28 protein-coding genes are annotated in these 24246 nt (G+C 68.8%); 10 read left to right on the top strand and 18 right to left on the bottom strand.

What is annotated here, in order from left to right:
• Nucleotides 1-2: 2 nt before the first annotated feature.
• The 4 genes from RNZ50_19845 to RNZ50_19830 form a co-directional block, all read right to left on the bottom strand.
• Nucleotides 3-488, bottom strand: a complete 486-nt coding sequence (locus RNZ50_19845; protein ID MDT8857245.1) for a hypothetical protein — start codon at nt 486-488, stop codon at nt 3-5.
• Between the two features lie 28 nt (nt 489-516).
• Nucleotides 517-1395: a 4-(cytidine 5'-diphospho)-2-C-methyl-D-erythritol kinase gene (locus tag RNZ50_19840; protein MDT8857244.1), complete on the bottom strand. Its 879-nt coding sequence runs from the start codon at nt 1393-1395 to the stop codon at nt 517-519.
• Entirely contained in the window at nt 1385-3085 is a 1701-nt protein-coding gene (locus RNZ50_19835; protein MDT8857243.1) for a tetratricopeptide repeat protein, read from the bottom strand. Before RNZ50_19835 ends, RNZ50_19840 begins: the two co-directional genes overlap by 11 nt.
• Nucleotides 3086-3201: 116 nt before the next feature.
• Nucleotides 3202-4869, bottom strand: coding sequence for an electron transfer flavoprotein-ubiquinone oxidoreductase (locus tag RNZ50_19830; protein MDT8857242.1), 1668 nt, complete (start codon nt 4867-4869; stop codon nt 3202-3204).
• Between the two features lie 286 nt (nt 4870-5155).
• Between RNZ50_19830 and greA the strand changes: the two genes are divergently transcribed.
• The gene (greA, locus tag RNZ50_19825) at nt 5156-5626 is read left to right on the top strand and encodes a transcription elongation factor GreA (protein MDT8857241.1); all 471 of its coding nucleotides are present in this window, start codon (nt 5156-5158) and stop codon (nt 5624-5626) included.
• 43 nt (nt 5627-5669) lie between these two features.
• Complete coding sequence (locus tag RNZ50_19820; protein ID MDT8857240.1) at nt 5670-6710, top strand: hypothetical protein; 1041 nt, start codon at nt 5670-5672, stop codon at nt 6708-6710.
• 91 nt (nt 6711-6801) lie between these two features.
• On the opposite strand, the gene RNZ50_19815 is transcribed toward RNZ50_19820, so the two are convergent.
• Genes RNZ50_19815 through mobA form a run of 3 tightly spaced genes read right to left on the bottom strand, consistent with a single transcriptional unit; the run spans nt 6802 to nt 8857 of the window.
• Complete coding sequence (locus RNZ50_19815) at nt 6802-7389, bottom strand: GNAT family N-acetyltransferase (protein ID MDT8857239.1); 588 nt, start codon at nt 7387-7389, stop codon at nt 6802-6804.
• Nucleotides 7380-8264, bottom strand: coding sequence for a molybdopterin guanine dinucleotide synthesis (locus tag RNZ50_19810; protein ID MDT8857238.1), 885 nt, complete (start codon nt 8262-8264; stop codon nt 7380-7382). The genes RNZ50_19815 and RNZ50_19810 overlap by 10 nt, the downstream gene beginning before the upstream one ends.
• Complete coding sequence (gene mobA, locus RNZ50_19805; GenBank protein MDT8857237.1) at nt 8261-8857, bottom strand: molybdenum cofactor guanylyltransferase MobA; 597 nt, start codon at nt 8855-8857, stop codon at nt 8261-8263. Before mobA ends, RNZ50_19810 begins: the two co-directional genes overlap by 4 nt.
• Before the next feature lie 85 nt (nt 8858-8942).
• On the opposite strand from mobA, the gene RNZ50_19800 reads away from it, so the two are divergent.
• Both RNZ50_19800 and RNZ50_19795 read left to right on the top strand, forming a co-directional pair.
• Nucleotides 8943-9653, top strand: a complete 711-nt coding sequence (locus RNZ50_19800; protein MDT8857236.1) for an AzlC family ABC transporter permease — start codon at nt 8943-8945, stop codon at nt 9651-9653.
• On the top strand, nt 9650-9979 hold the full coding sequence (locus RNZ50_19795) for an AzlD domain-containing protein (protein MDT8857235.1): 330 nt from the start codon (nt 9650-9652) through the stop codon (nt 9977-9979). Before RNZ50_19800 ends, RNZ50_19795 begins: the two co-directional genes overlap by 4 nt.
• Before the next feature lie 3 nt (nt 9980-9982).
• Here the strand turns inward: RNZ50_19795 and RNZ50_19790 are convergent, their stop codons facing one another.
• The 4 genes from RNZ50_19790 to RNZ50_19775 all read right to left on the bottom strand — a co-directional run bounded on the left by RNZ50_19790 (nt 9983) and on the right by RNZ50_19775 (nt 13632).
• Nucleotides 9983-10606: a hypothetical protein gene (locus RNZ50_19790; GenBank protein ID MDT8857234.1), complete on the bottom strand. Its 624-nt coding sequence runs from the start codon at nt 10604-10606 to the stop codon at nt 9983-9985.
• 42 nt (nt 10607-10648) lie between these two features.
• Nucleotides 10649-10798 (bottom strand): aa3-type cytochrome c oxidase subunit IV, encoded by a 150-nt coding sequence (locus RNZ50_19785; GenBank protein MDT8857233.1) that lies wholly within the window; start codon nt 10796-10798, stop codon nt 10649-10651.
• A gap of 105 nt (nt 10799-10903) precedes the next feature.
• Nucleotides 10904-11932, bottom strand: coding sequence for an MBL fold metallo-hydrolase (locus RNZ50_19780; GenBank protein ID MDT8857232.1), 1029 nt, complete (start codon nt 11930-11932; stop codon nt 10904-10906).
• A complete protein-coding gene (locus tag RNZ50_19775) occupies nt 11929-13632 on the bottom strand; it encodes an acyl-CoA dehydrogenase (GenBank protein MDT8857231.1) in 1704 nt (567 codons plus the stop codon). Before RNZ50_19775 ends, RNZ50_19780 begins: the two co-directional genes overlap by 4 nt.
• A gap of 116 nt (nt 13633-13748) precedes the next feature.
• Here RNZ50_19775 and RNZ50_19770 point away from each other — a divergent pair, with 116 nt between their 5' ends.
• Complete coding sequence (locus RNZ50_19770; protein MDT8857230.1) at nt 13749-14708, top strand: L-threonylcarbamoyladenylate synthase; 960 nt, start codon at nt 13749-13751, stop codon at nt 14706-14708.
• A gap of 97 nt (nt 14709-14805) precedes the next feature.
• On the opposite strand, the gene RNZ50_19765 is transcribed toward RNZ50_19770, so the two are convergent.
• Nucleotides 14806-15501: a glutathione S-transferase N-terminal domain-containing protein gene (locus RNZ50_19765; protein MDT8857229.1), complete on the bottom strand. Its 696-nt coding sequence runs from the start codon at nt 15499-15501 to the stop codon at nt 14806-14808.
• Nucleotides 15502-15650: 149 nt separating this feature from the next.
• Here RNZ50_19765 and mscL point away from each other — a divergent pair, with 149 nt between their 5' ends.
• Nucleotides 15651-16085 carry a large conductance mechanosensitive channel protein MscL gene (gene mscL / locus RNZ50_19760; protein ID MDT8857228.1) on the top strand — a complete coding sequence of 145 codons (435 nt, stop codon included), beginning with the start codon at nt 15651-15653 and terminating at the stop codon, nt 16083-16085.
• Between the two features lie 42 nt (nt 16086-16127).
• Here the strand turns inward: mscL and RNZ50_19755 are convergent, their stop codons facing one another.
• Both RNZ50_19755 and ald read right to left on the bottom strand, forming a co-directional pair.
• Nucleotides 16128-16727: a ferric reductase-like transmembrane domain-containing protein gene (locus RNZ50_19755; protein ID MDT8857227.1), complete on the bottom strand. Its 600-nt coding sequence runs from the start codon at nt 16725-16727 to the stop codon at nt 16128-16130.
• A gap of 27 nt (nt 16728-16754) precedes the next feature.
• Nucleotides 16755-17918 (bottom strand): alanine dehydrogenase, encoded by a 1164-nt coding sequence (ald, locus tag RNZ50_19750; GenBank protein MDT8857226.1) that lies wholly within the window; start codon nt 17916-17918, stop codon nt 16755-16757.
• A 150-nt stretch (nt 17919-18068) separates the two neighbouring features.
• Between ald and RNZ50_19745 the strand changes: the two genes are divergently transcribed.
• Nucleotides 18069-18527: an Lrp/AsnC family transcriptional regulator gene (locus RNZ50_19745; protein MDT8857225.1), complete on the top strand. Its 459-nt coding sequence runs from the start codon at nt 18069-18071 to the stop codon at nt 18525-18527.
• 70 nt (nt 18528-18597) lie between these two features.
• Here RNZ50_19745 and pssA read toward each other — a convergent pair whose 3' ends face one another.
• The 3 genes from pssA to rpsU form a co-directional block, all read right to left on the bottom strand.
• Nucleotides 18598-19332 (bottom strand): CDP-diacylglycerol--serine O-phosphatidyltransferase, encoded by a 735-nt coding sequence (pssA, locus tag RNZ50_19740; protein MDT8857224.1) that lies wholly within the window; start codon nt 19330-19332, stop codon nt 18598-18600.
• Between the two features lie 3 nt (nt 19333-19335).
• A complete protein-coding gene (locus RNZ50_19735) occupies nt 19336-20034 on the bottom strand; it encodes a phosphatidylserine decarboxylase (protein MDT8857223.1) in 699 nt (232 codons plus the stop codon).
• 177 nt (nt 20035-20211) lie between these two features.
• Nucleotides 20212-20418, bottom strand: coding sequence for a 30S ribosomal protein S21 (rpsU, locus tag RNZ50_19730; GenBank protein ID MDT8857222.1), 207 nt, complete (start codon nt 20416-20418; stop codon nt 20212-20214).
• A gap of 107 nt (nt 20419-20525) precedes the next feature.
• Here rpsU and RNZ50_19725 point away from each other — a divergent pair, with 107 nt between their 5' ends.
• Both RNZ50_19725 and RNZ50_19720 read left to right on the top strand, forming a co-directional pair.
• The gene (locus tag RNZ50_19725) at nt 20526-21215 is read left to right on the top strand and encodes a COQ9 family protein (protein ID MDT8857221.1); all 690 of its coding nucleotides are present in this window, start codon (nt 20526-20528) and stop codon (nt 21213-21215) included.
• A gap of 12 nt (nt 21216-21227) precedes the next feature.
• On the top strand, nt 21228-22235 hold the full coding sequence (locus tag RNZ50_19720) for an NAD(P)H-quinone oxidoreductase (GenBank protein ID MDT8857220.1): 1008 nt from the start codon (nt 21228-21230) through the stop codon (nt 22233-22235).
• Between the two features lie 137 nt (nt 22236-22372).
• On the opposite strand, the gene RNZ50_19715 is transcribed toward RNZ50_19720, so the two are convergent.
• Nucleotides 22373-23305 (bottom strand): IS5 family transposase, encoded by a 933-nt coding sequence (locus tag RNZ50_19715; GenBank protein ID MDT8857219.1) that lies wholly within the window; start codon nt 23303-23305, stop codon nt 22373-22375.
• A 233-nt stretch (nt 23306-23538) separates the two neighbouring features.
• Between RNZ50_19715 and RNZ50_19710 the strand changes: the two genes are divergently transcribed.
• Nucleotides 23539-24243, top strand: a complete 705-nt coding sequence (locus RNZ50_19710) for a hypothetical protein (protein ID MDT8857218.1) — start codon at nt 23539-23541, stop codon at nt 24241-24243.
• Nucleotides 24244-24246 lie beyond the last annotated feature (3 nt).

Genomic DNA, 24246 nt, shown 5'->3' with positions numbered 1-24246 from the left:
GGTCAGTATCCCAACCCGACGAATTGCTGCCCGTTCCAGCGAAAGGTGACATAGCCGTCATTGATCGAGGCCGGGGCAACGACGATGTCGGGCCAGCCCCCGGCACCGAGTTGCAGATCCAGCCAGAACGGCCCGCCACCAATCAGACCCGCCAGTGCGGCGACAAAACGCTCCGACCCGGGGTCTGCGATGAAGATGTCGCTGGAGCAGCCTGTTCTCCCGAACCAGATGGCGTCGCAAAGCGAGGCTGCCAGCATCCGGCGTCCATCCTGAAAGGTCACAAGATCCGCCTGCACGGTGATCGGACGACCCACGCCGGCCTCGGCCTCGGCAATGTTCGGGCCAAGCAGATGACGCGCCAGAGACTCGGCTGCGGAGCTGTCCACCGACAGGCTGTCGGTGCGGACATAGCGCGCCGGGTCCGTTTCGGGATTGGCTGCGGCAAGGGTCGGGCACAGGCAGAATGCGAAGGCAAACAGCAGGCGCATGGCGTCGGTCCGGTCAGGGATTGCCCTGTCAGCTTGCCTGATTCGCCACGGTCAGGCCAGCGCCGAAGGGCCGCACAGCGCCCGCCGCGACCCACCAGCCCGGCTCGGCCGCCTGCAGGGTGCGGGCGGCGGCGGTGGCGGTCAGCGGGTCGGCGAACAGGCCAAAGCAGGTCGCCCCCGACCCCGACATCCGCGCCATCAGGCAGCCGGGCAGCGCCGACAGCGCGGCCTTGCAGCGCGCGATCACCGGGGCAAGCCCGACCGCCGCCGCCTCCAGATCGTTGCGCTGCATTTGCAGGAAGGCGGCAAGCTCCGGCAGGCTGCGCAGGCGCGGCAGGTCGCGCGGCATGGCGGGGTTGTCGCGCCGCGCCATCGCGCGGAATACCGCGGGGGTGGACACATGCACCCCGGCATTGGCCAGCACCAGCCAGCCCTGCGGCAGCGGGTGCGCCAGCGGCACCAGCCCCTCGCCCACCCCGGTCATCCGCACCGGCACCCCGGCAAGGCAGACCGGCACATCCGCCCCCAGCCGCAACACCGCCTGCGGCCCCGGCAGCGGCACGCCCCACAGGGCGGAAAGCGCCCGCAGCGTCGCCGCCGCATCGGCCGAGCCGCCACCGATGCCAGAGGCCACGGGCAGCACCTTTTCCAGCGTGATCGCGGCCCCCCGCGCCGGGTCCAGCGCCCGCGCCGCGCGCAGCACCAGATTGTCGTCAGTGACAGGCAGGGCGGCGGCCTGCGGGCCGGTGATCGTCAGCCGCAGGGTATCGGCGGGGGCCACGGTTACCGTGTCGCCCACCTCGGCAAACACCACCAGACTGTCGAGCAGATGATAGCCGTCGGCCCGCTGCCCGGTGACGTGCAGCGTCAGGTTGATCTTGGCCGGCGCAAAGACCTCAGCCGCCATTGCCCCCCCCGGCAGATTCCTCGGCCAGCACGGCATCCAGACCGACCTCCAGCTTGCGGCGGATGCGGATCGCCTCTTTCTCCTCGGGCTCGAACGACAGGGCGCGGCGCCACTGGAACTGCGCCTCCAGCTTGCGCCCCACGGCCCAATAGACATCGCCCAGATGGTCGGTCACCACCGGATCGACCGGCTCCAGCAGCGAGGCGCGCTCCATCGGTTCCACCGCTTCTTCATAGCGGCCAAGCCGGTAGAGCCCCCAGGCGAGGCTGTCGATGATGTAGCCGCTGTCGGGGCGCGCCGCCACCGCGCGTTCGATCATCCCCAGCGCCTCGTCCAGATTGGTGTTCATTTCCAGATAGGAATAGCCGAGGTAATTCAGCACCTGCGGCTGATCCGGCGAAAGCTCCAGCGCGCGGCGGAAGTCGGGCTCGGCCTTGGCCCACTGCTTTTCCCGCTCGAAACAGACGCCGCGGCTGTAGAACAGCGGCCAGTGCCGCTCGTCGGGCTTCTCGACCCGGGCAATCGCGGCGTCATAGGAAAGCGCCGCCTCGGCATAGCGTTCCTCGCGGCGCAGCGCATCGGCCAGCGCCAGATGCACCGACATCAGGTCGCCATGGCTGACCGTCAGGGCCTGCAGCACCGCGATGGCCTCCTCGGGCTTGCCCGCCGCGTAAAGCGATTCAGACCGGCCGATCTCGGCCACATGATAGGCCGGGTTGTCGGGCGGAATCTGCGCATAGGTGGCAACAGCCAGATCGTGCTGCCCCTGCTGGGCCAGCAGCCCGCCCGCCAGCAGCAGCGCCTCGGTATGATTTGGGCGCAGCCAGGCGGCGACGCGGGCGTAGATCAGGGTATAGCCGTCCTCGGCCTCGCCGTTCAGCGCGGTGGCAAGGGTGAAGAACACCTCGCCCAGGCCATCGGTCGCGGAAAGCGCCACGTCATAGGGCACCGGCCCGGTGCCCGCCAGCCCGGCGCGCAGCACGTCGATGCCCGGATCGGGCTCGGTGCCGAAGGCGGTATCCAGCAGCGCCAGCGCCTCGGGGTTGCGCTCCAGCTGGCTGAGGATCTGGGCATGGGCAATGATGCCGCGCCGCATCATGCGCAGCGTGCCCGCCTCGCGACCCGACAGGATCGCGTCCGCCCCCTCGAAGTCGCCGACCGAGGCCAGCGCCAGCGCCTTGTGGTAAAGCCCGAACGCCTCCAGCCCCGGCGCCTTGGCAAGGGTGTCGAAGCCCGCCAGCGCCTCGGACATCCGGCCGTTGCCAAGCTCGGCCCAGGCCGCCGCCAGCCCGTCCACCAGCGCGCCGATCTTGCGCCCGGCCTTGGCATCGGCCAGCAGTGCTGCGAAATCGCCGCGCTTGGCCTGATCGGCCAGCAGCACGATGTTGGCCTCCTGGCTTTTCACCCCAAGCTGCTGCAGCCGCAGCGCCATCGCCGTTGCCGTCGCGAAATCGCCGGTTCCGATGTTCGAGATGATCGCGCCTTCCAGCAGCGCCGGGTTGGCCGCATCGCGGATCAGGGTGCGGGCATACCAGTCTGCCGCACTGGCATAGTCGCTTTCGGTCGCAGCCACCCGGGCCGCCAGATAGGCGCCCGAATCCTCTGGCGGATCAACCTGCGCCAGCGCCGGGTGCGCTGCGAAGGCGGCCACGACCAGCGCAAGGATCGGTCGCATCATCGGGTGGGGCATGGGGCGGATCTCCGGTCGCTGTGCGGTCAAGCTAGTGCCCCGCAGGCGGCAAGGCAATGCGCGGCGGCAGCCGCCGCCGCCTTCCGGTCCGGCCTCGCGCAATTGTCAGCACCGCGTCACATGTTGGGATAGTTCGGCCCGTCGCCGCCCTGCGGCGTCTTCCACACGATGTTCTGCGTCGGGTCCTTGATGTCGCAGGTCTTGCAATGCACGCAGTTCTGGAAGTTGATCACGAAGCGCGGTTCCTTCCCGGCCTCGGCCACCACCTCGTAGACCCCCGCCGGGCAGTAGCGGGTCGCCGGTTCGGCGTATTTCGGCAGGTTGATCCCGATCGGCACCGAAGGGTCTTTCAGCGTCAGGTGCGACGGCTGGCTTTCCTCGTGGTTGGTGAAGGAAAACGCCACGTTGGTCAGCCGGTCGAAGCTGATCACGCCATCGGGTCTGGGGTAGTCGATCGGCTTGTGATCCTGCGCAAGGCCGGTCGCCTGCGCATCGGTGCGGCTGTGCTTCATGGTGCCGAACAGGCTGATGCCGAACAGATGGTTGGTCCACATGTCGAACCCGCCGCCCAGCATCGAGGCCACCAGCCCGTATTTCGACCAGATCGGCTTGACGTTGCGCACCTTTTTCAGGTCTTGCGCAATCGGCCCGCTGCGCAGGTCGTCCTCGTAGCCGGTCAGCTCGTCATGGGCATGGCCCGCCTTGATCGCCTTGGCCGCAGCCTCGGCGGCGGCGATGCCCGACAGCATGGCGTTGTGGTTGCCCTTGATGCGCGGCACGTTGACCAGACCCGCCGAACAGCCCAGCAGCGCCCCGCCGGGAAACACCACCTTCGGCACCGACTGCCAGCCGCCTTCGGAAATGGCGCGCGCCCCGTAGGCCACCCGCTTGCCGCCCTTCAGCAGTTCGGCCACCATCGGATGGTGCTTGAAGTGCTGGAATTCCATGTAGGGGTAGAGATACGGGTTCTCGTAGTTCAGGTGCACCACGAAGCCGATGAAGATCTGGTTGTTCTCGATGTGGTAGAGGAACGACCCGCCGCCCGCCTTGCTGCCCAGGGGCCAGCCCATCGTGTGGGTGACGCTGCCCAGCTTGTGCTTGGCGGGGTCGATCTCCCAGATCTCCTTCATGCCGAGGCCGTATTTCTGCGGGCACTTGCCGTCCGAGAGCGCGTATTTCGCGATCACCTGCTTGGAGAGCGACCCGCGCACGCCTTCCGACAGGAAGACGTATTTGCCCAGGAGTTCCATCCCCGGCTCGTAACTTGGCCCCGGCGTGCCGTCCGACAGGCGGCCGAATTCGCCCGCCACCACGCCGCGCACCTCGCCCGCCGCGCCGAACACCAGCTCCGACGCCGCCATGCCCGGGAAGATCTCGACCCCCAGCGCCTCGGCCTGTTCGGCCAGCCAGCGGCAGACGTTCGCCATCGACACGATGTAGTTGCCGTGGTTGTTCATCAGCGGCGGCATCGGCCCGTTCGGGATGCGGACATGCCCGCCCGCGCTGAGGTAGAAGAAGTTGTCCTCGGTCACCTGCGTCGTGACCGGGGCGCCGCGCTCGCGCCAGTCGGGAAACAGCTTGTTCAGCCCCACCGGGTCCAGCACCGCGCCCGACAGGATGTGCGCGCCGACCTCGGACCCCTTCTCCAGCACCACCACCGACAGGTCGCTGTCGAGTTCCTTCAGCCGGATCGCGGCCGAAAGCCCGGCCGGCCCCGCCCCCACGATCACCACGTCATAGTCCATCGACTCGCGTTCGATCCTGTCGGTCGTCGGTCCGGGCATGGTGATCCCTCCCCATAATGGCGGCTTGGGCGCGCGTGCCCGGCTTGATGCATCTGCGCAAGGGGTTTGCCCCAAGGGAAGGGCAAGGTCAATCGTGACGCAACATCACGGTGCCGCGTCGCGGCGCACGGGCAATAATCTTGCTGCGCCCGCAAAGGCAGCGTCCGGCCGGGCGCCATTCCTCTTGCAATTGATCCGGCAGTCGGGTCAGGTGCAGGAAATCAACGGGTGCAAGGTCATGGCCCCCCCAGGGGCCGTGGCTTTGTCTTTTTGCGTGTAGAGGCCGATGGAAAAGATTCCCATGACACGCGCGGGCCATGCCGCGCTGGATGACGAACTGAGAACGCTCAAGACCATCGAACGCGGGGCGGTGATCCGGGCGATTGCCGAGGCCCGCGAGCACGGCGATCTCTCGGAAAACGCCGAGTATCACGCCGCCCGCGAGAAACAGAGCTTCATCGAAGGCCGCATCAAGGAGCTTGAGGCGATGCTGTCGCTGGCCGAGGTGATCGACACCTCGAAACTGTCGGGCGCCATCAAGTTCGGCGCCACCGTGACCCTGATCGACGAGGACAGCAGCGAAGAGCGCACCTACCAGATCGTCGGCGAGGCCGAGGCCGACATCGAACACGGGCTGCTGAACATCCGCTCGCCGCTGGCGCGCGCGCTGATCGGCAAGGACGAGGGCGACAGCGTCGATGTCAAGACCCCGGGGGGGCAGCGCAGCTACGAGGTCCTGCGCATCCGCTATTCTTGATGGCCGGCAGATGACGGCCAATTCCGGGGATCAGGACAGCGCGATGGCGGATCAGCAGGAAAAACCCACCCAACCACGCTTTTTCGCCCGCAATGACGGTCGCGGCGAGGGCGGCAGCGGCCCGGGCGCGACCGAAGTCATGGCCGTGGCGCTCAGCCTCGTGTGGGTCGCGGCGGTGGTGACCTATGTGCTGCGCAGCCCGACCGGCGACGGCGAGGGCGTGCTGGGGCTGGTGATGACGCTGCTCGTGGTGTTCCTGCCGCTGGCGCTGATCTGGGTCGCGGTGACCACGCTGCGCTCGGTGCGCAGCCTGCGCGAAGAGGCGGCGCGGCTGCAGGCGGCCGTCGATGCGATGCGCATCGCCTATGTGCAAAGCCAGCAGTCGGCGGCGGTCAGCACGGCGCTGAAACCGGTTGTGGAAAAGAAGCTCGACGAGATCGCGGCGGCACAGCGCCAGACCGAGACGGTGCTGGCCACCTTCACCTCGCGGCGCGACACCGGCCTTGCAGTGCCCTCGGCCGACCGCAAGGCGGCCCTCGCCGCCCCCCGCCCCCGCCCGCAGGACGAACAGCCGACCCTGGCGCTCGGCACCCCCGCCGAAGACCTGCGCCCGCCGCTTTCGGTGGCAGATTTCACCCTCGCCCTGCAATTCCCCGAAACCGCCGAAGACAAGGACGGCTTCCGCGCCTTGCGTCTGGCGCTGGAAGACCGCACCACCGCCAAGCTGATCCGCGCCGCGCAGGACGTGCTGACCCTGCTCAGCCAGGAGGGCATCTACATGGATGACCTCAAGCCCGACCGCGCCCGCCCCGAGGTCTGGCGACGCTTTGCCGCAGGCGAACGCGGCCGCGCCATCGCCGCGCTTGGCGGGATTCGCGACCGTTCCAGCCTCGCGCTCACCGCGGGCCGGATGCGCGAGGACCCGGTGTTCCGCGACGCCGCCCACCACTTCCTGCGCACCTTCGACAAGACCTTCGCCGAGTTCGAAAAGAACGCCACCGACGCCGAGCTGGGCGAACTGGCCGAAACCCGCACCGCCCGCGCCTTCATGCTGTTCGGCCGCGTGACCGGCACCTTCGACTGACCCTTTCTTCTGTTTTCAAATATCCCCGCCGGAGGCACCCGGCCCATCCGCCAGAGCCTCCGGCGGGGATATTTGAAAACAGAAGAAAGGGTCAGGTCAGGTCGCGCACCATCGTGGTGGACGCGGTGAAGCCGAAGACATGGCGCAGCGGGCCCAGCGGTTCGCTGCGCAGCGCGGCGAAGCCCTGCCGTTCGTAAAGCGCGCGCGCCCGCCAGTTGGTGTCGATCACGTCCAGCCGGACGGCGGCATAGCCGCGGCGGGCGGCCTCCTGGCAGGCGGCGTTCAGCAGGGCGGTGCCGATGCCGCGGCCGCGCGCGGCGCGGGTGACGCAGATGCCGTCGATCAGGAAGCGGTCATTGTCGATCTCGCGTTCCAGCAGGCGCATCACCCCGGCCCGCCAGAGCGCCCCGGTCTGGCCATAGACCGCGCGCAGGTCGCTCAACTCGCCACCGGCAAAGGCCCCGGCGGCGGTCTTGAAGCCGATCAGGCCCAGCAGGTGCCCGCCCCTGTCCAGCGCCGCGATGGCGTGGTCGGGGCGGATCACCCGCGTCAGGAAGGTCAGCGCCCGCGCGTCGGGCCCGAGGACGCGCCCCAGCTTGCCGCCGAACGCCTGCCAGTAGATCGCCGCCGCTTCGGCGCGCCGGTCGGGGGGCAGGCCGCGGTGCAGGGTCACGCCCATGCCAACGCCTCCCCCAGGTCGGCCGAACGCCCGGCACCGAGGATCCAGCCCTCCTCGGCCCGCCCCGGCCAGTCCGGCACATCGGCCAGCAGCGCATCGAGGCGGCCTTGGCGCGACAGCGCCCGCAGCGCCATCGCCAGCAGCCGCACCTGCGCGCGATCCTTGATCTCGCCCGCCGCCACCGCCGGGCGCACGGCGGCATCGAGCAGCGAGGGATAAACCTCGGCCAGCACCAGCGCCGCGCCCGCCAGCGGCTCGAACGGCCAGACCGCCGCGCCGGGGCGGGCGGCGAGCCGGGCGATCAGCGGCAGGCCGGTGAGCGCCTGCGACCCGACCGCGCCAGTGGTATAGAGCTTCCACACCGGCTGGGCGCGCGGCACCACGGTTTCGACCCGGCGGCGTTCCGCAAGGCCGAGGGCGGGGTAATCTGCGGTCTTGCGTGCGGGCAGGTCGGGCAGGGCAAGGCCCTCGGGGCGGCCCCAGAACGGGCCGGGGGCGGCGGGGAAGGCGCGGTTCACCGCCTCTGCCACCGCGAAGCGGTTGTTGCGGTTCTTCGGCCCGTCGGTGACGCGCGCGGCCAGCCAGTGCCACAGCGCCTGCGCCCGCGCCGTGCCGGTCAGCCGCGCCGCAAACCCCGCCGGGTAGCCCAGCGGAAAGTCGAACCCCGCCAGCACCCGCCGCCCTGCCGCCGCTTCGGCATCGCAAAGCGCGGTCAGCGCCGCCTCGGCCGCCGCGCGGCTGCGCAGGTAGCCGGTCTCGCAGCCCCCCTCTCGGGCAATGCCGATCCAGATCGCATCGGCCGAGGGGCGCGCTGGAGACAGGGTGCTTGCCGCCGACCAGTCGACCACCACGACCGTATCGAACCCCGACCTCATCGCCGTGCCGCCAGCAGGGCCTCGGCCCGATCAAGGTCGTCGGCGGTATTGAGGTTGGCGAAGGGGTCAGGCTCGCCCGGCGGGAAGGGGGCGGCGGCGCTGCCGTGGCGGGCGGCAAAGCCCATCAGCCGCGCCTCGCCCGCCGCCAGCCAGCCGCGCAGGTCGTCCCGCAGCGCCACCGGCCACAGCGCAAAGGTCGGATGCGCCCGCCCACCGCAGACCGCATGGGCGGCGCCCGACGCGCTGCTCTCGGCCGCCAGCAGCAGGCGCGGCACCAGGTCGCCGGGAAAGAACGGGGTGTCCACCGCCGCGCTGACCACCGCATCGGCGCCCGCCGCCGCCGCCCAGTCCAGCGCCGCCAGCACGCCCGCCAGCGGCCCCTGCGCCACGGCATCGGCCAGCACCGGCAGGCCCAGCCAGCCCAGCCGGGCCGGGTTGCCATTGGCGCTGACCGCCAGCGCCGCCACCTGCGGCGCCAGCCGGTCGGCGGCGTGCTGCACCAGCGGCACGCCGGCCAGCCGCAGCAGCGCCTTGTCGGCCCCGCCCATCCGCCGCCCTTGCCCGCCCGCCAGGATCACCCCGTAGATCAGCACACCGCTCACCGATTGCATCGCCCTGCCGATTTGGCTATACCCTGCAAAGCCCTGCGTAAAGGGCCGCCCCCGAGAGACGCCCGCCATGCCTGCCCGCCGATCCGCCTTTCTGCGCGGGGTCCGATCTTCGGCCCCCTTTGTCATCGTCATCGTGCCCTTCGGGCTGCTGTTCGGCGTGGCCGCCACCAAGGCCGGGCTGAACCTTCTGGAGGTGATGAGCTTTTCGGTCGTGGTGATCGCCGGGGCGGCGCAGTTTGCCGCGCTGCAACTCTTGCAGGAAAACGCGCCGGTGCTGATCGTGCTGGCAACCTCGCTGGCGATCAACCTGCGGATGGCGATGTATTCCGCCGCGCTGACCCCGCATCTGGGGGCGGCGCCGGGCTGGTTGCGGGCGGTGATGGCCTATTGCCTGATCGACCAGACCTTCGCCGCCGCCTCGGTCGAGTTCGAACAGCGCCCCGACCAGAGCCTTCCGGAAAAGGTCGCCTTCTTCTTCGGCACCGTCACGCCGATCTGCCCGCTGTGGTATGCCGCCACCTGGGCCGGGGCGCGGTTCGGGGCGGTGATCCCGCCGGAATATGGGCTGGATTTCGCGGTGCCGATCGCCTTTCTGGCAATGACGGCGCCGATGCTGCGCACCGCGGCGCATCTGGCGGCGGCCGGGGTGTCGGTGGCGCTGGCGCTGGCCTTCGCCTGGATGCCCTATTCCAGCGGGCTGTTCGTGGCGGCGGCGGGGGCGATGCTGACCGGGGCGCAGGTCGAGCTCTGGACCGAGCGCAGGAGGGCCGCGCGATGACCGACGATCCGGTGAAGCTGTGGGTGGTGATCCTCGGCCTTGGCGCGGGCACCTTCCTGCTGCGCTATTCGTTCCTCGGGCTGATCGGCAACCGTCCGATTCCGGTCTGGGCGCTGCGGCTGTTGCGCTACACGCCCGTGGCGGTGCTGCCCGCGCTGGTGGCCCCGTCGGTGCTGTGGCCCGCCGCGACGGGGGGCGATACCGACCCCGCGCGCCTTGCCGCAGCACTGGCGACCGTGGTGGTGGGCCTTGCCTTCCGCAACACGCTGCTGGCGATCATCGGCGGGGGGCTGGTGCTGTTCGCAGCCCCCCTCGTGCTGGGCTGAGCTTCAGGGCGCCTTGACCGGCAGGCGCGGGTCGCCCGCCTGCACCAGCAGCACGCCGTGGTTGTTGTCGGCGTCGTCGTCGGTGATCATCCGGCTGGTCACGCCGGGCAGCTTGCCGAACGCGTCCGCGAAGATCACCGGATACCAGGTCGAGGGCAGATCCTCGAACCCCGGCACGTCGCGCAGGATGGAGGACACGCTTCTGGTGCATTGCGCCTTGGGCACGGCACCGTAGGCCATGGCACGCTGCATCACCAGTTCGGCGACGCCGGGCGAGACCTGCACCGTCTGCTGCAGCACGCGGAAAGTTTCGCGGGCGTGGTAGTCGATGTAGAAATCGACCATCCTCGGGGTGATGCCGTAATGCACGTCGTTGCGTTCGGGCAGCCTGGGGTGCTGCCAGGTGCCCGCCGGGTCGAACATCACCCGCTGCGAGCCATTGATCAGCAGCCCCGAATGGGCACCGTTGTTGTCGCGGTTGCTGATGACGGTAAACAGCGTGATCGAGGGCGGCCCGTCATGAACGTAGGCCGCCGCCCGCACCGCCTCGTCAGAGGCCCATTTCGGTTCCGCACCACAGGCGGCAAGCGCCAGCAAGGCCACAAGACAGACGACAAGGCGGCGCATGAACGCTCCTGTTACAACGTGAAACTGGTGAAGGGGCAGGGGTCAGGCGTTGACCAGCGCCAAGAAGATCAAGAGGCCGATCGAGATTCCGGCAACCCAGGCCGACATCCGCAGAAACCCGGCAAAGGTCTTTTCCTTGTCCCGGATATCCATGCTGCCATGCTTGTGTTCGGCGGGGTGATGATCGGCCATGTCGCGGTCTCCTGTTCTGGCGGCGCCCCTGTTCCGAACGCTTTTTTTGCAATACCTGATTCATTTCACAGTGTCACGCCCGCGCGGACATGCCTTTGCGTCGGTTCAGGCCCGCCGCCACAGCCACGCGCCATCCGGCGTCAGGGTGCGCGCAACCTCGCCCCGGGCCAGCAGATGGTTCAGGTGCGCCACCGCCTCGACCAGCGCCAGCCCGTATTCGCCCTCTCCGATGGCGCGGCGGAACAGGGCCGGAAAGCACTCCGCCGCCGTCTGGGGTTCGGCCAGCAGGTCGCGCAGCCGGTCAAGGGCGGCGATGTGGTTGTCGATCATCTGCGGCAGCCGGGTCGGCAGGCCGGTGAAGGGCAGCTTGTGGCCGGGCAGCACCAGATGGCCGGCACGGGCATGGGGCTGGAAGCGGCGGCAGCTTTCCAGCCATTCGCCCAGCGGGTCGGCCTCGGGCTCGGTCGGGTAAACCCCGATATTGGCAGAGATCGAGGGCAGCAGCTGGTCGCCACCCAGGATCAGGTCGTCATCCATGCTCCAGAACGTCGCGTGTTCCGGGGCATGGCCGTCGCCGGTCCGCACCCGCCAACGCCGCCCGGCCATGGGGATCGTGTCACCCTCCTGTATCCGGGTGAACCCCGGGGGCAGGGGGGTCACGCAATCGGCAAAGTTGAAGGGGCGTTCGGCAGCGCGCTTCGCCAGCAATGCCGGGTCCATCCCCGCCCGCTGCCAATAGGTGATCTGCTGCGGCAGAGGCAGCGGCTGTTCATCCAGCACCAGCATCCGCGCGTAAAGCCAGGCGGTCCGGGTGGTGACCAGCTCCGCCCCGCGTGCCTGAAACCAGCCCGCAAGGCCGATGTGGTCGGGGTGATGATGGGTGACGACCACGCGCGTCACCGGCCGCCCGCCCAGCGGCCCGGCCATCAGCGCCTCCCAGATCGCGCGGCTGCGGCGGCTGTCGAACCCGGTGTCGAGCACCGTCCAGCCATCGCCATCGTCCAGCGCATAGACATTCACATGGTCCAGCGCCATCGGCAGCGGCAGGCGCAGCCACAGCACGCCCTCCGCCACCCGAACCGCCTGCCCTTCGGCGGGGGCGGCCTCGAACGGGGTGCGGATCGCGGCGGTCACGCCGCCAGATCCCCGGGCGACACGTCGTAAAGCCCCGCCGCCCCCTCGCGCACCTGCGCCAGCAGCGCCGCATGTTCCGGCAGCAGCCGCCGGATCGCCACCCGCGCCAGCGCCACCCGCCCAGGATCGGCCAGCGCCGCAGTCAGGTGGAAATGCCCGCCCAGCACCCGGGCAAAGGCGCGCAGATAGGGCACGGCGCCGGCAAAGCGGTCGTTCATCGGCTGTTCCACCAGCCATTCGGTCGCCTCGCGCAGCGTTTCCGCCGCCGCCCAGACATCGCCCGCCAGATCGGGCAGGGTGGCGCGGGCGGCCTCGGCGCCTTCCTGCACCTCTTCCAGCAGGCGCGCCGCGGCCTCGCCCCCATCCATCATCTTGCGCCCCACCAGATCCATCGCCTGAATGCCGTTGGTGCCCTCGTAGATCGCCGTCACCCGCACATCGCGCAGGAACTGCGCCGCCCCGGTCTGCTCGATGAACCCCATGCCGCCGTGGACCTGCACCCCGAGGCCCGCGACCTCGATCCCCATGTCGGTGCCGTAAGCCTTGGCAATCGGCGTCAGCAGCGCGGCGCGCGCGAGCCAGTCGGCCGCCCCGGTGGCGCGGCCCATGTCGATCGCCACGGCGCAGGCCAGTGCGATGGCGCGCGCGCTGAAGGTCTCGGCCTTCATCACCGCCAGCATCCGGCGCACGTCGGCATGGTCGATGATCGTCCCGCCGCCCTCGACCGGGGTCGCCCCCTGCCGCCGCTCCAGCGCATGGGCCAGCGCAAGCTGCGTCGCCGCCTCGGCCACGCCGATGCCCTGCACCCCCACCCCGAGGCGCGCATTGTTCATCATGGTGAACATCGCTGCCATGCCCTTGTGCGGCGCCCCCACCAGCCAGCCCGTCGCACCGTCATACTGCATCACCGCGGTCGGGCTGCCGTGCAGGCCCAGCTTGTGCTCCAGACTGACCACGCTCAGCGAGTTGCGCAGGCCCGGGTTGCCCTGCGCATCGGGAATGAACTTCGGCACCATGAACAGGCTGATCCCCCGCGTGCCCTCAGGCGCATCGGGCAGGCGCGCCAGCACCAGGTGGCAGACATTGGCGGTGAAATCGTTGTCGGCCCAGGTGATGTAGACCTTCTGCCCGGTGATGGCATGGCTGCCGTCGCCGTTGGGGTCAGCCCGGGTGCGGAGCGCGCCGACATCGCTGCCCGCCTGCGGCTCGGTCAGGTTCATCGTGCCGCACCATTCGCCCGACACCAGCTTCGGGATGTAGATCGCCTTCAGCCCATCCGAGGCATGATGCTCCAGCGCCTCGATCTGCCCCTGCGTCATCAGCGGGTTCAACTGCAAGGCAAGGCAGGCCGAGGCCATCATCTCGTTCACCGCCGTGGTCACGGCCATCGGCAGGCCCATGCCGCCCTGCGCAGGGTCGGCGGCCACCGCCACCCAGCCGCCCTCGACAATCGCGCGGTAACCCTCGGCAAACCCCGGCGGGGTCCGCACCACGCCGTTTTCCAGCCGCGCCGGATGCTGGTCGCCCACCCGCTGCAACGGGGCCAGCACGTTTTCGCACAGCTTCCCGGCCTCGCCCAGAATCGCCTCGACCATCTCGGGCGTGGCCTCGGCAAACCGTCCGGTCGCCGCCACCCGGTCAAGCCCCACGACATGATCGAACAGAAACCGGAAATCCGCGACGGGGGCATGATAGGGCATGGCGTCTCCTCGGGCACGCTTGGCAATCGCGGGGCGCGCGGCTATGTGAATGCCTTCGGCCCAAGCCTAGCGCAAGGGCGACCAACCTCAAGCTCAACGCTGCGTCACGGGGCGGAATGCCGATCACCACCGAAACCCTTGCCCCCACGCCAGAGGGCATCGCCCGCGCCGCCGCCCTGCTGCGCGCGGGCGACCTGGTGGCGATGCCGACCGAAACCGTCTACGGCCTTGCGGGCGACGCGCGGTCCGGCACGGCGGTGGCGCGGATCTTCGAGGCCAAGGGCCGCCCCCGCTTCAACCCGCTGATCGTGCATCTGCCCGACATCGCCGCCGCCCGCCGCCTTGCCCGGTTCGACGACCGGGCCGAGGCGCTGGCCGCCGCCTTCTGGCCCGGCCCGCTGACGCTGGTGCTGCCGCTCTGCGCCGATGCGGGCCTGTCCCCGCTGGTCACCGCCGGGCTTGACAGCGTGGCACTGCGTCTGCCCGCCCACCCGGTCGCCCGTGCGCTGCTGGCGGCCTTCGATGGCCCGCTGGCGGCACCATCGGCCAACCCCTCGGGCCGCGTCAGCCCGACCGAGGCGGGCCACGTCCGCGACGGCCTCGCGGGCCGCATCGCCGCGATCCTCGATGGCGGCCCCTGCGCCGTGGGGGTGGAATCGACCATCCTCGGCCTCGACGGCCCCGCCACCCTGCTGCGCCCCGGCGGCATCCCGGCCGAGGCACTGGAGGCTGCCCTGCGCGCGCCCCTGATCCCCGGCGGAGATGTCAATCGCCCCAGCGCCCCCGGCCAGTTTGCCTCGCACTACGCCCCCGCCGCCGCCCTCCGCCTGAACGCCGCCCGACCCGAGGCGGGCGAGGTCTGGGTCGGTTTCGGCCCGTCCTGCCCCGGCGCCCCCCTCAGCCTCTCGCCCACCGGCGATCTGGTCGAAGCCGCCGCCGCCCTGTTTCGCACCCTGCGCACCGCCGATGCGCTGGCCGGACCCGCCGGCCGCATCGCCTTCGCCCCTGTCCCCGACCGGGGCCTCGGCTGTGCCATCAACGACCGCCTCCGCAGGGCCGCCGCGCCCCGGCCCTGACAGCTTCTTCTGTTGTCAAATATCCCCGCCGGAGGCACCCGGCCTCGCCGCAGGAGCCTCCGGCGGGGATATTTGACAACAGAAGAAAACGAAAGAGTCAGGGCGCGGCCGGAATTTCCAGCCCGCGCTGCACCGCCGGGCGGGCGAGGAAACGGTCGAGGTAGGCGGGCACCCGTGCCAGATCGCCCCAGCCCGCAAGATCGGCCGCCTTGTAGAAGTCGCGCAGCCCGCGCAGCCAGGGGCAGATGGCGATGTCGGCAATCGAATAGTCGCCCGCGATCCAGTCGCGTCCCGCCAGCGCGCCATCGAGCACCCGCAGCAGGCGGGCGGCCTCGGCGCGGTAGCGTTCCTTGGGGCGGGGGTCTTCGATCTCCTTCCCCGCGAAATGGTGGAAGTAGCCCAGTTGCCCGAACATCGGCCCGATGCCGCCCATCTGCAACATCAGCCATTGCAGCACCTCGTAGCGGTTTGCGGCGGGCAGCAGCATCCCGCTTTTTTCCGCCAGATAGACCAGGATCGCCCCGCTTTCGAACAGCGCCAGCGGCGCGCCCCGCGGCCCCTGCGGGTCGATGATCGCCGGGATCTTGTTGTTGGGGTTCAGCGACAGGAACTCCGGCGACATCTGGTCGCTGGCGGCAAAGCTGACCGGATGGGCGTCGTAAGCCAGCCCCATCTCCTCCAGCGCGATCGACACCTTCACCCCGTTGGGCGTGTTCAGCGAATAAAGCTGGATCGCGGCGGGATCGCGCGGCGGCCAGCGCCGGGTGATGGGGAAATCGGCAAGGGTCTTCATGGCGCGGAGCCTCCTTCGGGCAGATCCGCAGTGAAACAGCTTTTCCCCGCCAGACAACGGCTTTTGCTGTGCCATATTCGGACTGCCGCTGTGCGGTTGCGAACGGAATGCGGCGGCAAGCCGCGCACATATCAAGGGAGTCGGTTATAATGCTGAACGAATTCAAGAATTTCATTGCCAAGGGCAACGTGATGGACATGGCGGTGGGCATCATCGTCGGGGCCGCCTTCACCGCCATCGTCTCGAGTCTGGTCGGCGATCTGATCAACCCGATCATCGGGCTGATCATCGGCGGCATCGACTTTTCCAACATGTATGTCGTGCTGAAGGGCGAGGTTGCCCCCGGCACCGGCCTGACCTCCGCGCGGGATGCCGGGGCGGCAGTGTTTGCCTATGGTGCCTTCATCATGGCGGTGATCAATTTCATGATCATCGCCTTCGTGGTGTTCCTGCTGGTGAAGATGGTCAACCGGATCAAGGATGCGGCGATCGCCAAAGAGGCCGCGAAGCCGGTGGTCCCGGCCGGGCCGACGCAGGAACAGCTTCTGGCCGACATCCGCGACCTGCTGCGGGCGCGGGCCTGACGTGCCGCGCGAGGCCCCCGGGTCACCCGGGGGCCGAGCTGCTCAGGCCATCCGCATCGGGCGGGGGCGCAGGTAGGTCCACCACAGCCGGTAAAGGCTCAGGGCCGCCAGGGGTGCAAAGTGGACCAGCGCCGCGGCGGGGTGGCCCCAGTCGTGCAGGCTGGCCCAATGCAGCAGCGTCAACACCGCCGCCGCATAGGTCCAGCGTTGCAGCGGTTTCCATGCGGGGCCCAGCTTGCGCACCGCCCAGTCCATCGAGGTGGCGGCCAGCGGCAGGAAGATCACGAAGGACAGCCACCCCGTCGCCATGTCGAACCGGGTCGCCTGCGCCAGGACCGTATCCAGCGCGGCCTTGTCGATGATGTAGAACACGGTATGCACCGCAGCATAGGCAAAGGCCGCGACGCCGAAATAGCGCCGGTTGCGCCGCAGCCATTGCGGCCCGCGCCAGCCGCGAAACAGCATCATCAGCGGCGTCGCCATCATGGCGATGATCATGAACCGCGCGGCGAACTCGCCGGTCGGGTGGACGAGAATGTGATAGATTTTCGGATTGGTCGAGGTGGCCAGCTCGACGGTCATTCCCAACGCGGGAAGCGCCAGAAGCAGCCAGAGCCAGTAGGGGGAAAGTCGCGCGAACATGATGCCCTCGTTGTTGTTCTGGGCCTTCTACGTCCGCGCGGCCGGGTTCCGTCGCCCCCCGTCATCGGTGCGTCGGATGTTCAGCGCATCTGCGGCCGCGATCACCGGCAGGCCGAGGGCTGCCCCCACTGCGGCATAGGTCAGATGCCCGGCATGGGTGTTCAGACCGGCCAGCAGGTGGCGGTCCTCGGCGCAGGCCAGTTTCCAGCCCTTGTCGGCCAGCGCCAGCAGGAAGGGCAGCGTCGCGTTGCCAAGGGCGAGGGTCGAGGTCCGCGCCACCGCGCCGGGCATGTTGGCGACGCAATAGTGCAGGATGCCGTCGACCGTGTAGATCGGGTCCTGATGGGTGGTGGCGCGGCTGGTCTCGAAACAGCCGCCCTGGTCGATCGCCACATCGACCAGCGCCGCCCCCGGCTTCAGCCCGGCAAGCTGCGCCCGGGTGATCAGCCGGGGGGCCGCCGCACCGGGCACCAGCACCGCGCCGATGATCAGGTCGGCCTGCCGCGCCAGATCGATCATGCTGCCCGCCGTGGCATAGCCGGTCCGGAAACTGCCGCCGAACAGGTCATCCAGATAGCGCAGCCGCTGGATCGAGCGGTCAAGCACCGTCACGTCGGCCCCCATCCCGGCGGCGACCCGGGCGGCATGGGTGCCGACCACGCCGCCGCCCAGCACCAGCACCCGTGCGGGCGCCACACCGGGCACGCCGCCCAGCAGCACGCCGCGCCCGCCGTTGGCCTTCTGCAAGGTCCACGCCCCGACCTGCGGTGCCAGCCGCCCCGCAACCTCGGACATCGGCGCCAGCAGGGGCAGGCCACCGCGATCATCCGTCACCGTCTCGTAGGCGATGGCGGTGACGCCGCTTTCCAGCAGGTCGGCGGTCTGGTCGGGGTCGGGGGCAAGGTGCAGATAGGTGAACAGCACCTGTCCCGCCCGCAGCCGCCGGCGTTCCTCCGGCTGGGGTTCCTTGACCTTGACGATCAGCGCGGCCTCGGCAAAGACCTCCTCGGCGCTGGCGGCGATCTGCGCTCCCGCCGCAAGGTAATCGGCATCGGCAAAGCCCGAGCCGACGCCCGCCCCGGTCTCGATCAGCACCTGATGCCCGTGCGCCACCGCCTCGCGTGCGGCGTCTGGCGTCAGGCCGACGCGGAATTCCTGCGGCTTGATCTCTGTCGGGCAACCGATCTTCATCTGACACTCCCTGATGCGGCCTCCCGCCGCAGTATGAGGCAGGATGCCGCAGGTCCGGTGGCGAAGTTTCGATTTCCGGGGTGACGCGAAAGCCATTCATGGTAGGAACTGCGGAAACCGGCCCCTTTCATCGAAGAAATCACCACACACATGGACCTTGACGCGACAGACCGCCGAATCCTGACCGTTCTGCAGCAAGAGGGGCGGATCACCAATGCCGAGCTTTCCGAACGGGTGAACCTGTCGCCCTCGGCCTGCCACCGCCGCGTGCAGCGGCTGGAGGCCGACCGCTTCATCCGCGCCTATGTGGCGTTGCTGGATGCCCGCCGGCTGGGAAAGCCGACCACCGTCTTTGTCGAGATCACCCTCCAGGGACAGGCCGACGAGGTGCTGGAAGCCTTTGAGCGCGAGGTGGCGCGGGTGCCCGACATTCTGGAATGCCACCTGATGGCGGGCACGGCCGACTATCTGTTGAAGATCGTGGCGCAGGACACCGAAGACTTCGCCCGCATCCACCGCCGCTACCTGTCGCGCCTGCCGGGCGTGGCGCAGATGCATTCCAGCTTTGCCCTGCGCACCGTGGTGCAGACCACGGCGCTTTCGGTGTAGCGCCGGGCGGCGGTGCGGGCGGAAGGGGCAGAGCCTCCGGCGGGGATACTTCAGAACAGAAGAAGGGCGGTCAGATCGGGCGGCCGCGCAGGTAGTTGAACACGTTCCACAGGATCACGCACATGTAGGCAATGCCGACCAGCACCATCAGCAGCCAGAAGCGCGTGACCAGAAGCCCCATGAAGATCGCAGCCCCGATCAGCACAAGTTTCGACTTGTCGCGCGGCACCCGCACCGCCTTGGACGAAAGGGTGGGCACCCGGCTGGTCATCAGCACCCCGACCAGCCCGAGATAGACGCCGTAGGCCATCGGAAAGTTCGTGGCATCCAGCGTGCCCTGCAGGGTCAGGAACACCGGCAGCAGCGCCAGCAGCGCGCCGCCGGGGGCCGGCACGCCGATGAAATGCGGCTTGCCGACCGGCTGGGGCGCGTCGCGGTGGACGTTGAAGCGCGCAAGGCGCAGGCAGGCGCAGATGGTGTAGACCAGCACGAAGATCCAGTTGGTGCTGTAGGTGCCCGCCAGAGCGAACTGGAACACCAGCAGCGCCGGGGCCACGCCGAAGCTCAGGAAATCGGCCAGCGTGTCCAGCTCCGCCCCGATGGTGCTTTGCGCATTCAGGCGTCGGGCCAGCAGCCCGTCGAGCCCGTCGATCACCGCCGCGAAGATGATCAGCATCACCGCAAAGTCGAACCGCCCCACCATGATGAAGCGGATCGCCGTCAGACCGGCACACAGGCCCAGGATCGTGATGACGTTGGGCAGGAACAGCAGCAGCGGCAGGGTGTCCTTGGGCCGTTCGATCATCGCTCAGCGCACCTCTGCCAGGCGGCGCGGTTCGGTGCCCGCCAGATCGGCCAGCACGGTTTCGCCCGCAACGGTGGTCTGCCCCAGGCTGACCAGCGGCGCCACCCCGTCGGGCAGGTAGACATCCAGCCGCGACCCGAAGCGGATCATGCCGAACCGTTGCCCGGTGCGGGTGGCGGCGCCTTCCTTGACTTCGCACACGATGCGCCGCGCCACGAGGCCCGCGATCTGCACCACCGCCAGGTCGCGGCCATCGGCCATGCGGATCACCAGCGCGTTGCGTTCATTGTCAACGCTCGCCTTGTCGAGCGAGGCGTTGAGGAACTTGCCGGGCCGGTAGGCGATCTTGGTGAAGGTGCCCGCCACCGGCGCGCGGTTCACATGGCAGTTGAACACGTTCATGAACACCGACACCCGCAGCCGCGGCTCGGGCCCCAGCCCCAGTTCCTCGGGCGGCACGGCGGGTTCGATCAGCGATACCACGCCATCGGCGGGGCTGATGACCAGCCCCTCGCGCACCGGCGTCATCCGGTCGGGGTCGCGGAAGAAGTAGTAGCACCACGCCGTCAGGCCCGCCCCGATCCAGCCCAGCGGTTCCCACAGGAAGAACAGGATCAACGAAACCGCGGCAAAGATCGCCACGAACCGATACCCCTCGCGGTGCATCGGCTTGATGAAGGTGGACAGCATGCTTTGTGACATCGGGGCGCCTTGCGGTTGTTGCCCGCGCGGCTTGCCATGAATCCGTGCCGAAAACAACGGCGGCGGCCTGTCGCGCCACCATGGGCATGGAAAAACCCCCGACACTCGCGCGCGGGGGCCCTTCGGATGACGGCCTGGCCCCGGAAGGCCCGCCGTCACAGCATGCGGAAAAACGTCTTAGAGACCGCCTTCACGCTGTGCCTTCTTGCGCGCGAGCTTGCGCGCACGGCGCACGGCTTCGGCTTGCTCGCGGGCGCGCTTGACGGAGGGTTTCTCGAAATGCTGCTTGAGCTTCATTTCGCGGAACACGCCTTCGCGCTGGAGCTTTTTCTTGAGGGCCCGGAGGGCTTGCTCGACGTTGTTGTCGCGGACGCTGACCTGCATGTGGTTGTCACCACCTTCCTGAGTTAGAGTTGCACGATTGTGCAGGCCCGCGGCCTATAACAAAGGGGTGGGGCCTTGTCCACCATATGCGGCCCGAAGGAGGACGGATGACGAACGAAATGGGACTCGAGGGCGCGAAAGCGGCCATTTTGCAGGCCGCACTGGTGCATGTGCCGTTCGACGGCTGGTCCGAGGCCACCTTGCGCGCCGCGCTGGGTGATTCGGGGCTGGACCCGGCGCTGGGGCGTGCGCTGTTTCCGCGCGGCGGCGTCGACCTGGCGCTGGCCTATCACGAGGCGGGCGACGCGGCGATGCTCGACCGGCTGGCGGCGACCGATCTTGGCGCGATGCGCTACCGCGACCGGGTCGCCTTTGCCATCCGCGCCCGGCTCGACGCGGTCGAGGACAAGGAACTGGTGCGCCGGGGCAGCGCGCTGTTTGCCCTGCCGCAATACGCCGCCGACGGGGCGCGGGCGGTCTGGGACACAGCCGATGCGATCTGGCGCGCGCTGGGCGACACCTCGACCGACCTCAACTGGTATTCCAAGCGCGCCACGCTCTCGGGCGTCTATGCCGCGACGGTGCTTTACTGGCTGGGCGACGACAGTCCGGGGCAACAGGCAACCGCCGAATTCCTCGACCGCCGCATCGACAACGTCATGCAGGTCGAGAAACTCAAGTCCAGCCTGCGCAAGAACCCCCTGGGCAAGGCCATGATGGACGGCCCGCTGAAGGTGTTCGACCGGGTGAAGGCCCCGGTGCCGCCCACCGACCTGCCCGGCAGCCTTGGCAACTGAAAGACCACGCCCATGATGATCCCTGCGACGCTGCCCCACGCCATGCTGGCGATGGAAATCCATGAGCCCGGCGGGCCGGACGTTCTGAAACCCTGCTCGGTGCCGGTGCCGGTGCCGGGGCATGGCCAGATCGTGATCCGCATCGCCTATGCCGGGGTCAACCGCCCCGACGCGCTGCAACGGGCGGGTGCCTACGCGCCGCCGCCCGCCGCCTCGCCGCTGCCGGGGCTGGAGGCTTCGGGCCATGTCGCCGCCATCGGCCCCGGCGTCACCCGCTGGGCGCTGGGCGATGCGGTCTGCGCCCTGCTACCGGGCGGCGGCTATGCCGAATATGCCCTGACCCGGGCCGACCACGCCCTGCCGGTGCCCGCGGGCATGTCGCTGCGCGAGGCCGCCTGCCTGCCTGAAACCTGCTTCACCGTCTGGTCCAACGTGGTGATGCGCGGCGGCCTGCGCGCGGGCGAGCGGTTTCTGGTGCATGGCGGCACCTCGGGCATCGGCACCACCGCGATCCAGATCGCCCGGGCGCTGGGCGCGCGGGTCTTCGCCACCGCCGGCTCCGACAAGAAATGCGACACCTGCCGCGATCTGGGGGCCGAGGTCGCGGTGAACTACCGCGACGCCGATTTCGTCGCCGCCGTGCGGGCGGAAGGCGGGGCAGACCTGATCCTCGACATGGTCGGCGGCAGCTACCTGCCGCGCAACGTCAAGGCGCTGGCCGATGACGGGCGGCTGGTGCAGATCGCCTTCCTCACCGGCGCCAGGGTCGAGCTGAACTTCGCCGAACTTATGACCCGCCGCCTGACCCTCACCGGCTCCACCCTGAGGCCGCAATCCGATCTGGCCAAGGCCCGCATCGCCCGCGAGGTCGAAACCCACGTCTGGCCGATGATCGCCCGCGGCGCCTTCGCCCCGGTGATGGACAGCGAATACCCGCTGGATCAGGCCGCGACCGCACACTGGCGGATCGAAAGCGCCCACATCGGCAAGATCGTGCTGAAGGTGGATCAGGGGGAATGAGAGGGTGAGGGGCTGCCCCGGTCGGCGGGGTTTCTCGGCTTCGCGGGACGAGCGTATGTTCGCTACAGACTTTGGACTGGCGTAGCTCTGTTGCACAAATCGGGTGACAGACAGATCTCCCCTTTCCCTGGACAGACTCATCCCACGGCTTCAGTGACGGGTATACCGAGCGCCGTGAAGCCGTTCAGCACGGCTACACGGACCTGAAACTCGGCGACCTGACGGTCAAAGTCCCGCGCCATGAGGCGCTGACCCAGCAATTTGACGCAGTGCATCTTCGTCTCGACGCGGCTTCGGCGGTGATAACCGCTCCATCGTCGCCAGATGGTTCGGCCGAAGCGTTTCGACGCGCGTAGGGCTTCGTTGCGGGCGATTGCCCCGGGGGTGTCGGGCTTCCATGGCTTGGCGTTCTTGCGGGGCGGAATGATGGCGGCCGCACCGCGGGCGGCGATGGCGTCGTGACACTTGCGTGTGTCGAAGGCGCCATCAGCGGTGACGCTGGCGATCTCCTGATCGGGCGGGATCTGGTCGAGCAGTTCGGGCAGCATCGGCGCGTCACCGACATCGCTGGTGGTGAACTCGGCTGCGCGGATTTCCAGTGTTTTCTCGTCTATCCCGATGTGAATCTTGCGCCAGACCCGACGTTTGGTGCCGCCGTGCTTGCGCGCATTCCATTCACCTTCGCCTTCAACCTTGATCCCGGTGCTATCGATCAGAAGATGCAGCGGGCCTTGCGAGCCGCGGTGGGGGATGTTGACCTTCAGGGTCTTCTGGCGACGGCTCAGCGTGCTGAAATTGGGCACAGCCCAATCCAAATCGATGAGCCCCAGCAGGCTTTCGACGAAGCCAGTCGTCTGTCTGAGCGCCATGCCAAACAACACCTTGATGGTCAGGCAGGTCTGGATCGCGGCATCGCTATAGTCAGGCTGTCGGCCGCGCTTACCTGTCGGCGCAGCCTCCCAGATCATGGCGGTATCAAACCAGATCGTCAGCGAGCCGCGGCGCTTCAGCGCTTCGTTATAGGCGGGCCAGTTCCTGGTCTTGTAGGCGGGGGGTATGGGTCTGCTCATGCCGTCCAGCTACCACGCTGGATTCACAAGATGAATCCCTCACGGGATTTGTGCAACAGAGCCCATGTGCGACGGACTGAGAGGGCGTCGAAGTGCACGTCCATGCCCTCCCCCTCCCACAAATTCATCTATCGCGGAATCGGCTTTCGGCGTAAGCTGCAACTTGCGGTGGAACCCATGTTCTCCCCCGCGTCATTTTCACGAAGCCCATTGCCACACCACGGGATTTCCCGATGCCGCAGGATGATGACCCCCCGAAGGGCGAAAGTCCGCCCGCCACGCACCAGCCGGTTCTGGTCCCGGTCAAGGACAGCGACATCCGAATCCTGATCATCGTCGGCGGCACGGCGCTGCTGGTGCTGGTGGGCTTCGGCGTGGCGCTGTTCGACTCTGGTCTGCTCGATTTCCCCGACATGTCGGAACGCGGCCGCGACCGCAGCTATTTCGTCGACACGCAGGATTACCGCGAACGCCGGGTGGCGCTGTCGCTGGTGCTGCGCACCTTCATCACCGGCTTTTCCTTTGTCGTGGGGCTTGCGCTTTGCACCATGGGCGGGCTGTTCATCCTGCGGCAGGTCACCTCGCTGACCACCATCACCGGCGGCCGGGCGCTGCGGGCCCCCGGCGACCTGGCCGAAACCCCCAGCGCCCAACGCCTGAAGGACACGCAGTTTTCCTTCAGCGCCTATTCTCCCGGCGTGGTGTTCCTGGTCGGCGGCGTCGCGATCATGGCGGTCACGCAATACCTCGCCATCCCGGTGTCCACCATCGAGGTCGTGCCCACCGCCGTGGCGCAGACCTTCTGCCTGAACGCCGACAAGACGGTGTGGGAAGAATGCCGCCGCCCCGACTTGCCCGCCTCCCCGCCCGCCACCGACCGCCCTGCAGCCACCACCGGCGGCATCTCCACCCCCGACGCCTACCCCGACCCACCCTGACGG

This window comes from Paracoccaceae bacterium Fryx2, assembly GCA_032334235.1.
Lineage (GTDB): Bacteria > Pseudomonadota > Alphaproteobacteria > Rhodobacterales > Rhodobacteraceae > JAVSGI01.
The sequence above is the reverse complement of the archived record's forward strand: the minus strand, read 5'-3'. Positions and strand labels throughout refer to the sequence as shown.

Coding starts and splice junctions, on each gene's coding strand:
- RNZ50_19845 (MDT8857245.1), bottom strand. CDS start 488: ATGCGCCTGCTGTTTGCCTTCGCATTCTGCCTGTGCCCGACCCTTGCC.
- RNZ50_19840 (MDT8857244.1), bottom strand. CDS start 1,395: ATGGCGGCTGAGGTCTTTGCGCCGGCCAAGATCAACCTGACGCTGCAC.
- RNZ50_19835 (MDT8857243.1), bottom strand. CDS start 3,085: ATGCCCCACCCGATGATGCGACCGATCCTTGCGCTGGTCGTGGCCGCC.
- RNZ50_19830 (MDT8857242.1), bottom strand. CDS start 4,869: ATGCCCGGACCGACGACCGACAGGATCGAACGCGAGTCGATGGACTAT.
- greA (MDT8857241.1), top strand. CDS start 5,156: ATGGAAAAGATTCCCATGACACGCGCGGGCCATGCCGCGCTGGATGAC.
- RNZ50_19820 (MDT8857240.1), top strand. CDS start 5,670: ATGGCGGATCAGCAGGAAAAACCCACCCAACCACGCTTTTTCGCCCGC.
- RNZ50_19815 (MDT8857239.1), bottom strand. CDS start 7,389: ATGGGCGTGACCCTGCACCGCGGCCTGCCCCCCGACCGGCGCGCCGAA.
- RNZ50_19810 (MDT8857238.1), bottom strand. CDS start 8,264: ATGAGGTCGGGGTTCGATACGGTCGTGGTGGTCGACTGGTCGGCGGCA.
- RNZ50_19800 (MDT8857236.1), top strand. CDS start 8,943: ATGCCTGCCCGCCGATCCGCCTTTCTGCGCGGGGTCCGATCTTCGGCC.
- RNZ50_19795 (MDT8857235.1), top strand. CDS start 9,650: ATGACCGACGATCCGGTGAAGCTGTGGGTGGTGATCCTCGGCCTTGGC.
- RNZ50_19790 (MDT8857234.1), bottom strand. CDS start 10,606: ATGCGCCGCCTTGTCGTCTGTCTTGTGGCCTTGCTGGCGCTTGCCGCC.
- RNZ50_19785 (MDT8857233.1), bottom strand. CDS start 10,798: ATGGCCGATCATCACCCCGCCGAACACAAGCATGGCAGCATGGATATC.
- RNZ50_19775 (MDT8857231.1), bottom strand. CDS start 13,632: ATGCCCTATCATGCCCCCGTCGCGGATTTCCGGTTTCTGTTCGATCAT.
- RNZ50_19770 (MDT8857230.1), top strand. CDS start 13,749: ATGCCGATCACCACCGAAACCCTTGCCCCCACGCCAGAGGGCATCGCC.
- RNZ50_19765 (MDT8857229.1), bottom strand. CDS start 15,501: ATGAAGACCCTTGCCGATTTCCCCATCACCCGGCGCTGGCCGCCGCGC.
- mscL (MDT8857228.1), top strand. CDS start 15,651: ATGCTGAACGAATTCAAGAATTTCATTGCCAAGGGCAACGTGATGGAC.
- RNZ50_19755 (MDT8857227.1), bottom strand. CDS start 16,727: ATGTTCGCGCGACTTTCCCCCTACTGGCTCTGGCTGCTTCTGGCGCTT.
- ald (MDT8857226.1), bottom strand. CDS start 17,918: ATGAAGATCGGTTGCCCGACAGAGATCAAGCCGCAGGAATTCCGCGTC.
- RNZ50_19745 (MDT8857225.1), top strand. CDS start 18,069: ATGGACCTTGACGCGACAGACCGCCGAATCCTGACCGTTCTGCAGCAA.
- pssA (MDT8857224.1), bottom strand. CDS start 19,332: ATGATCGAACGGCCCAAGGACACCCTGCCGCTGCTGCTGTTCCTGCCC.
- RNZ50_19735 (MDT8857223.1), bottom strand. CDS start 20,034: ATGTCACAAAGCATGCTGTCCACCTTCATCAAGCCGATGCACCGCGAG.
- rpsU (MDT8857222.1), bottom strand. CDS start 20,418: ATGCAGGTCAGCGTCCGCGACAACAACGTCGAGCAAGCCCTCCGGGCC.
- RNZ50_19725 (MDT8857221.1), top strand. CDS start 20,526: ATGACGAACGAAATGGGACTCGAGGGCGCGAAAGCGGCCATTTTGCAG.
- RNZ50_19720 (MDT8857220.1), top strand. CDS start 21,228: ATGATGATCCCTGCGACGCTGCCCCACGCCATGCTGGCGATGGAAATC.
- RNZ50_19715 (MDT8857219.1), bottom strand. CDS start 23,305: ATGAGCAGACCCATACCCCCCGCCTACAAGACCAGGAACTGGCCCGCC.
- RNZ50_19710 (MDT8857218.1), top strand. CDS start 23,539: ATGCCGCAGGATGATGACCCCCCGAAGGGCGAAAGTCCGCCCGCCACG.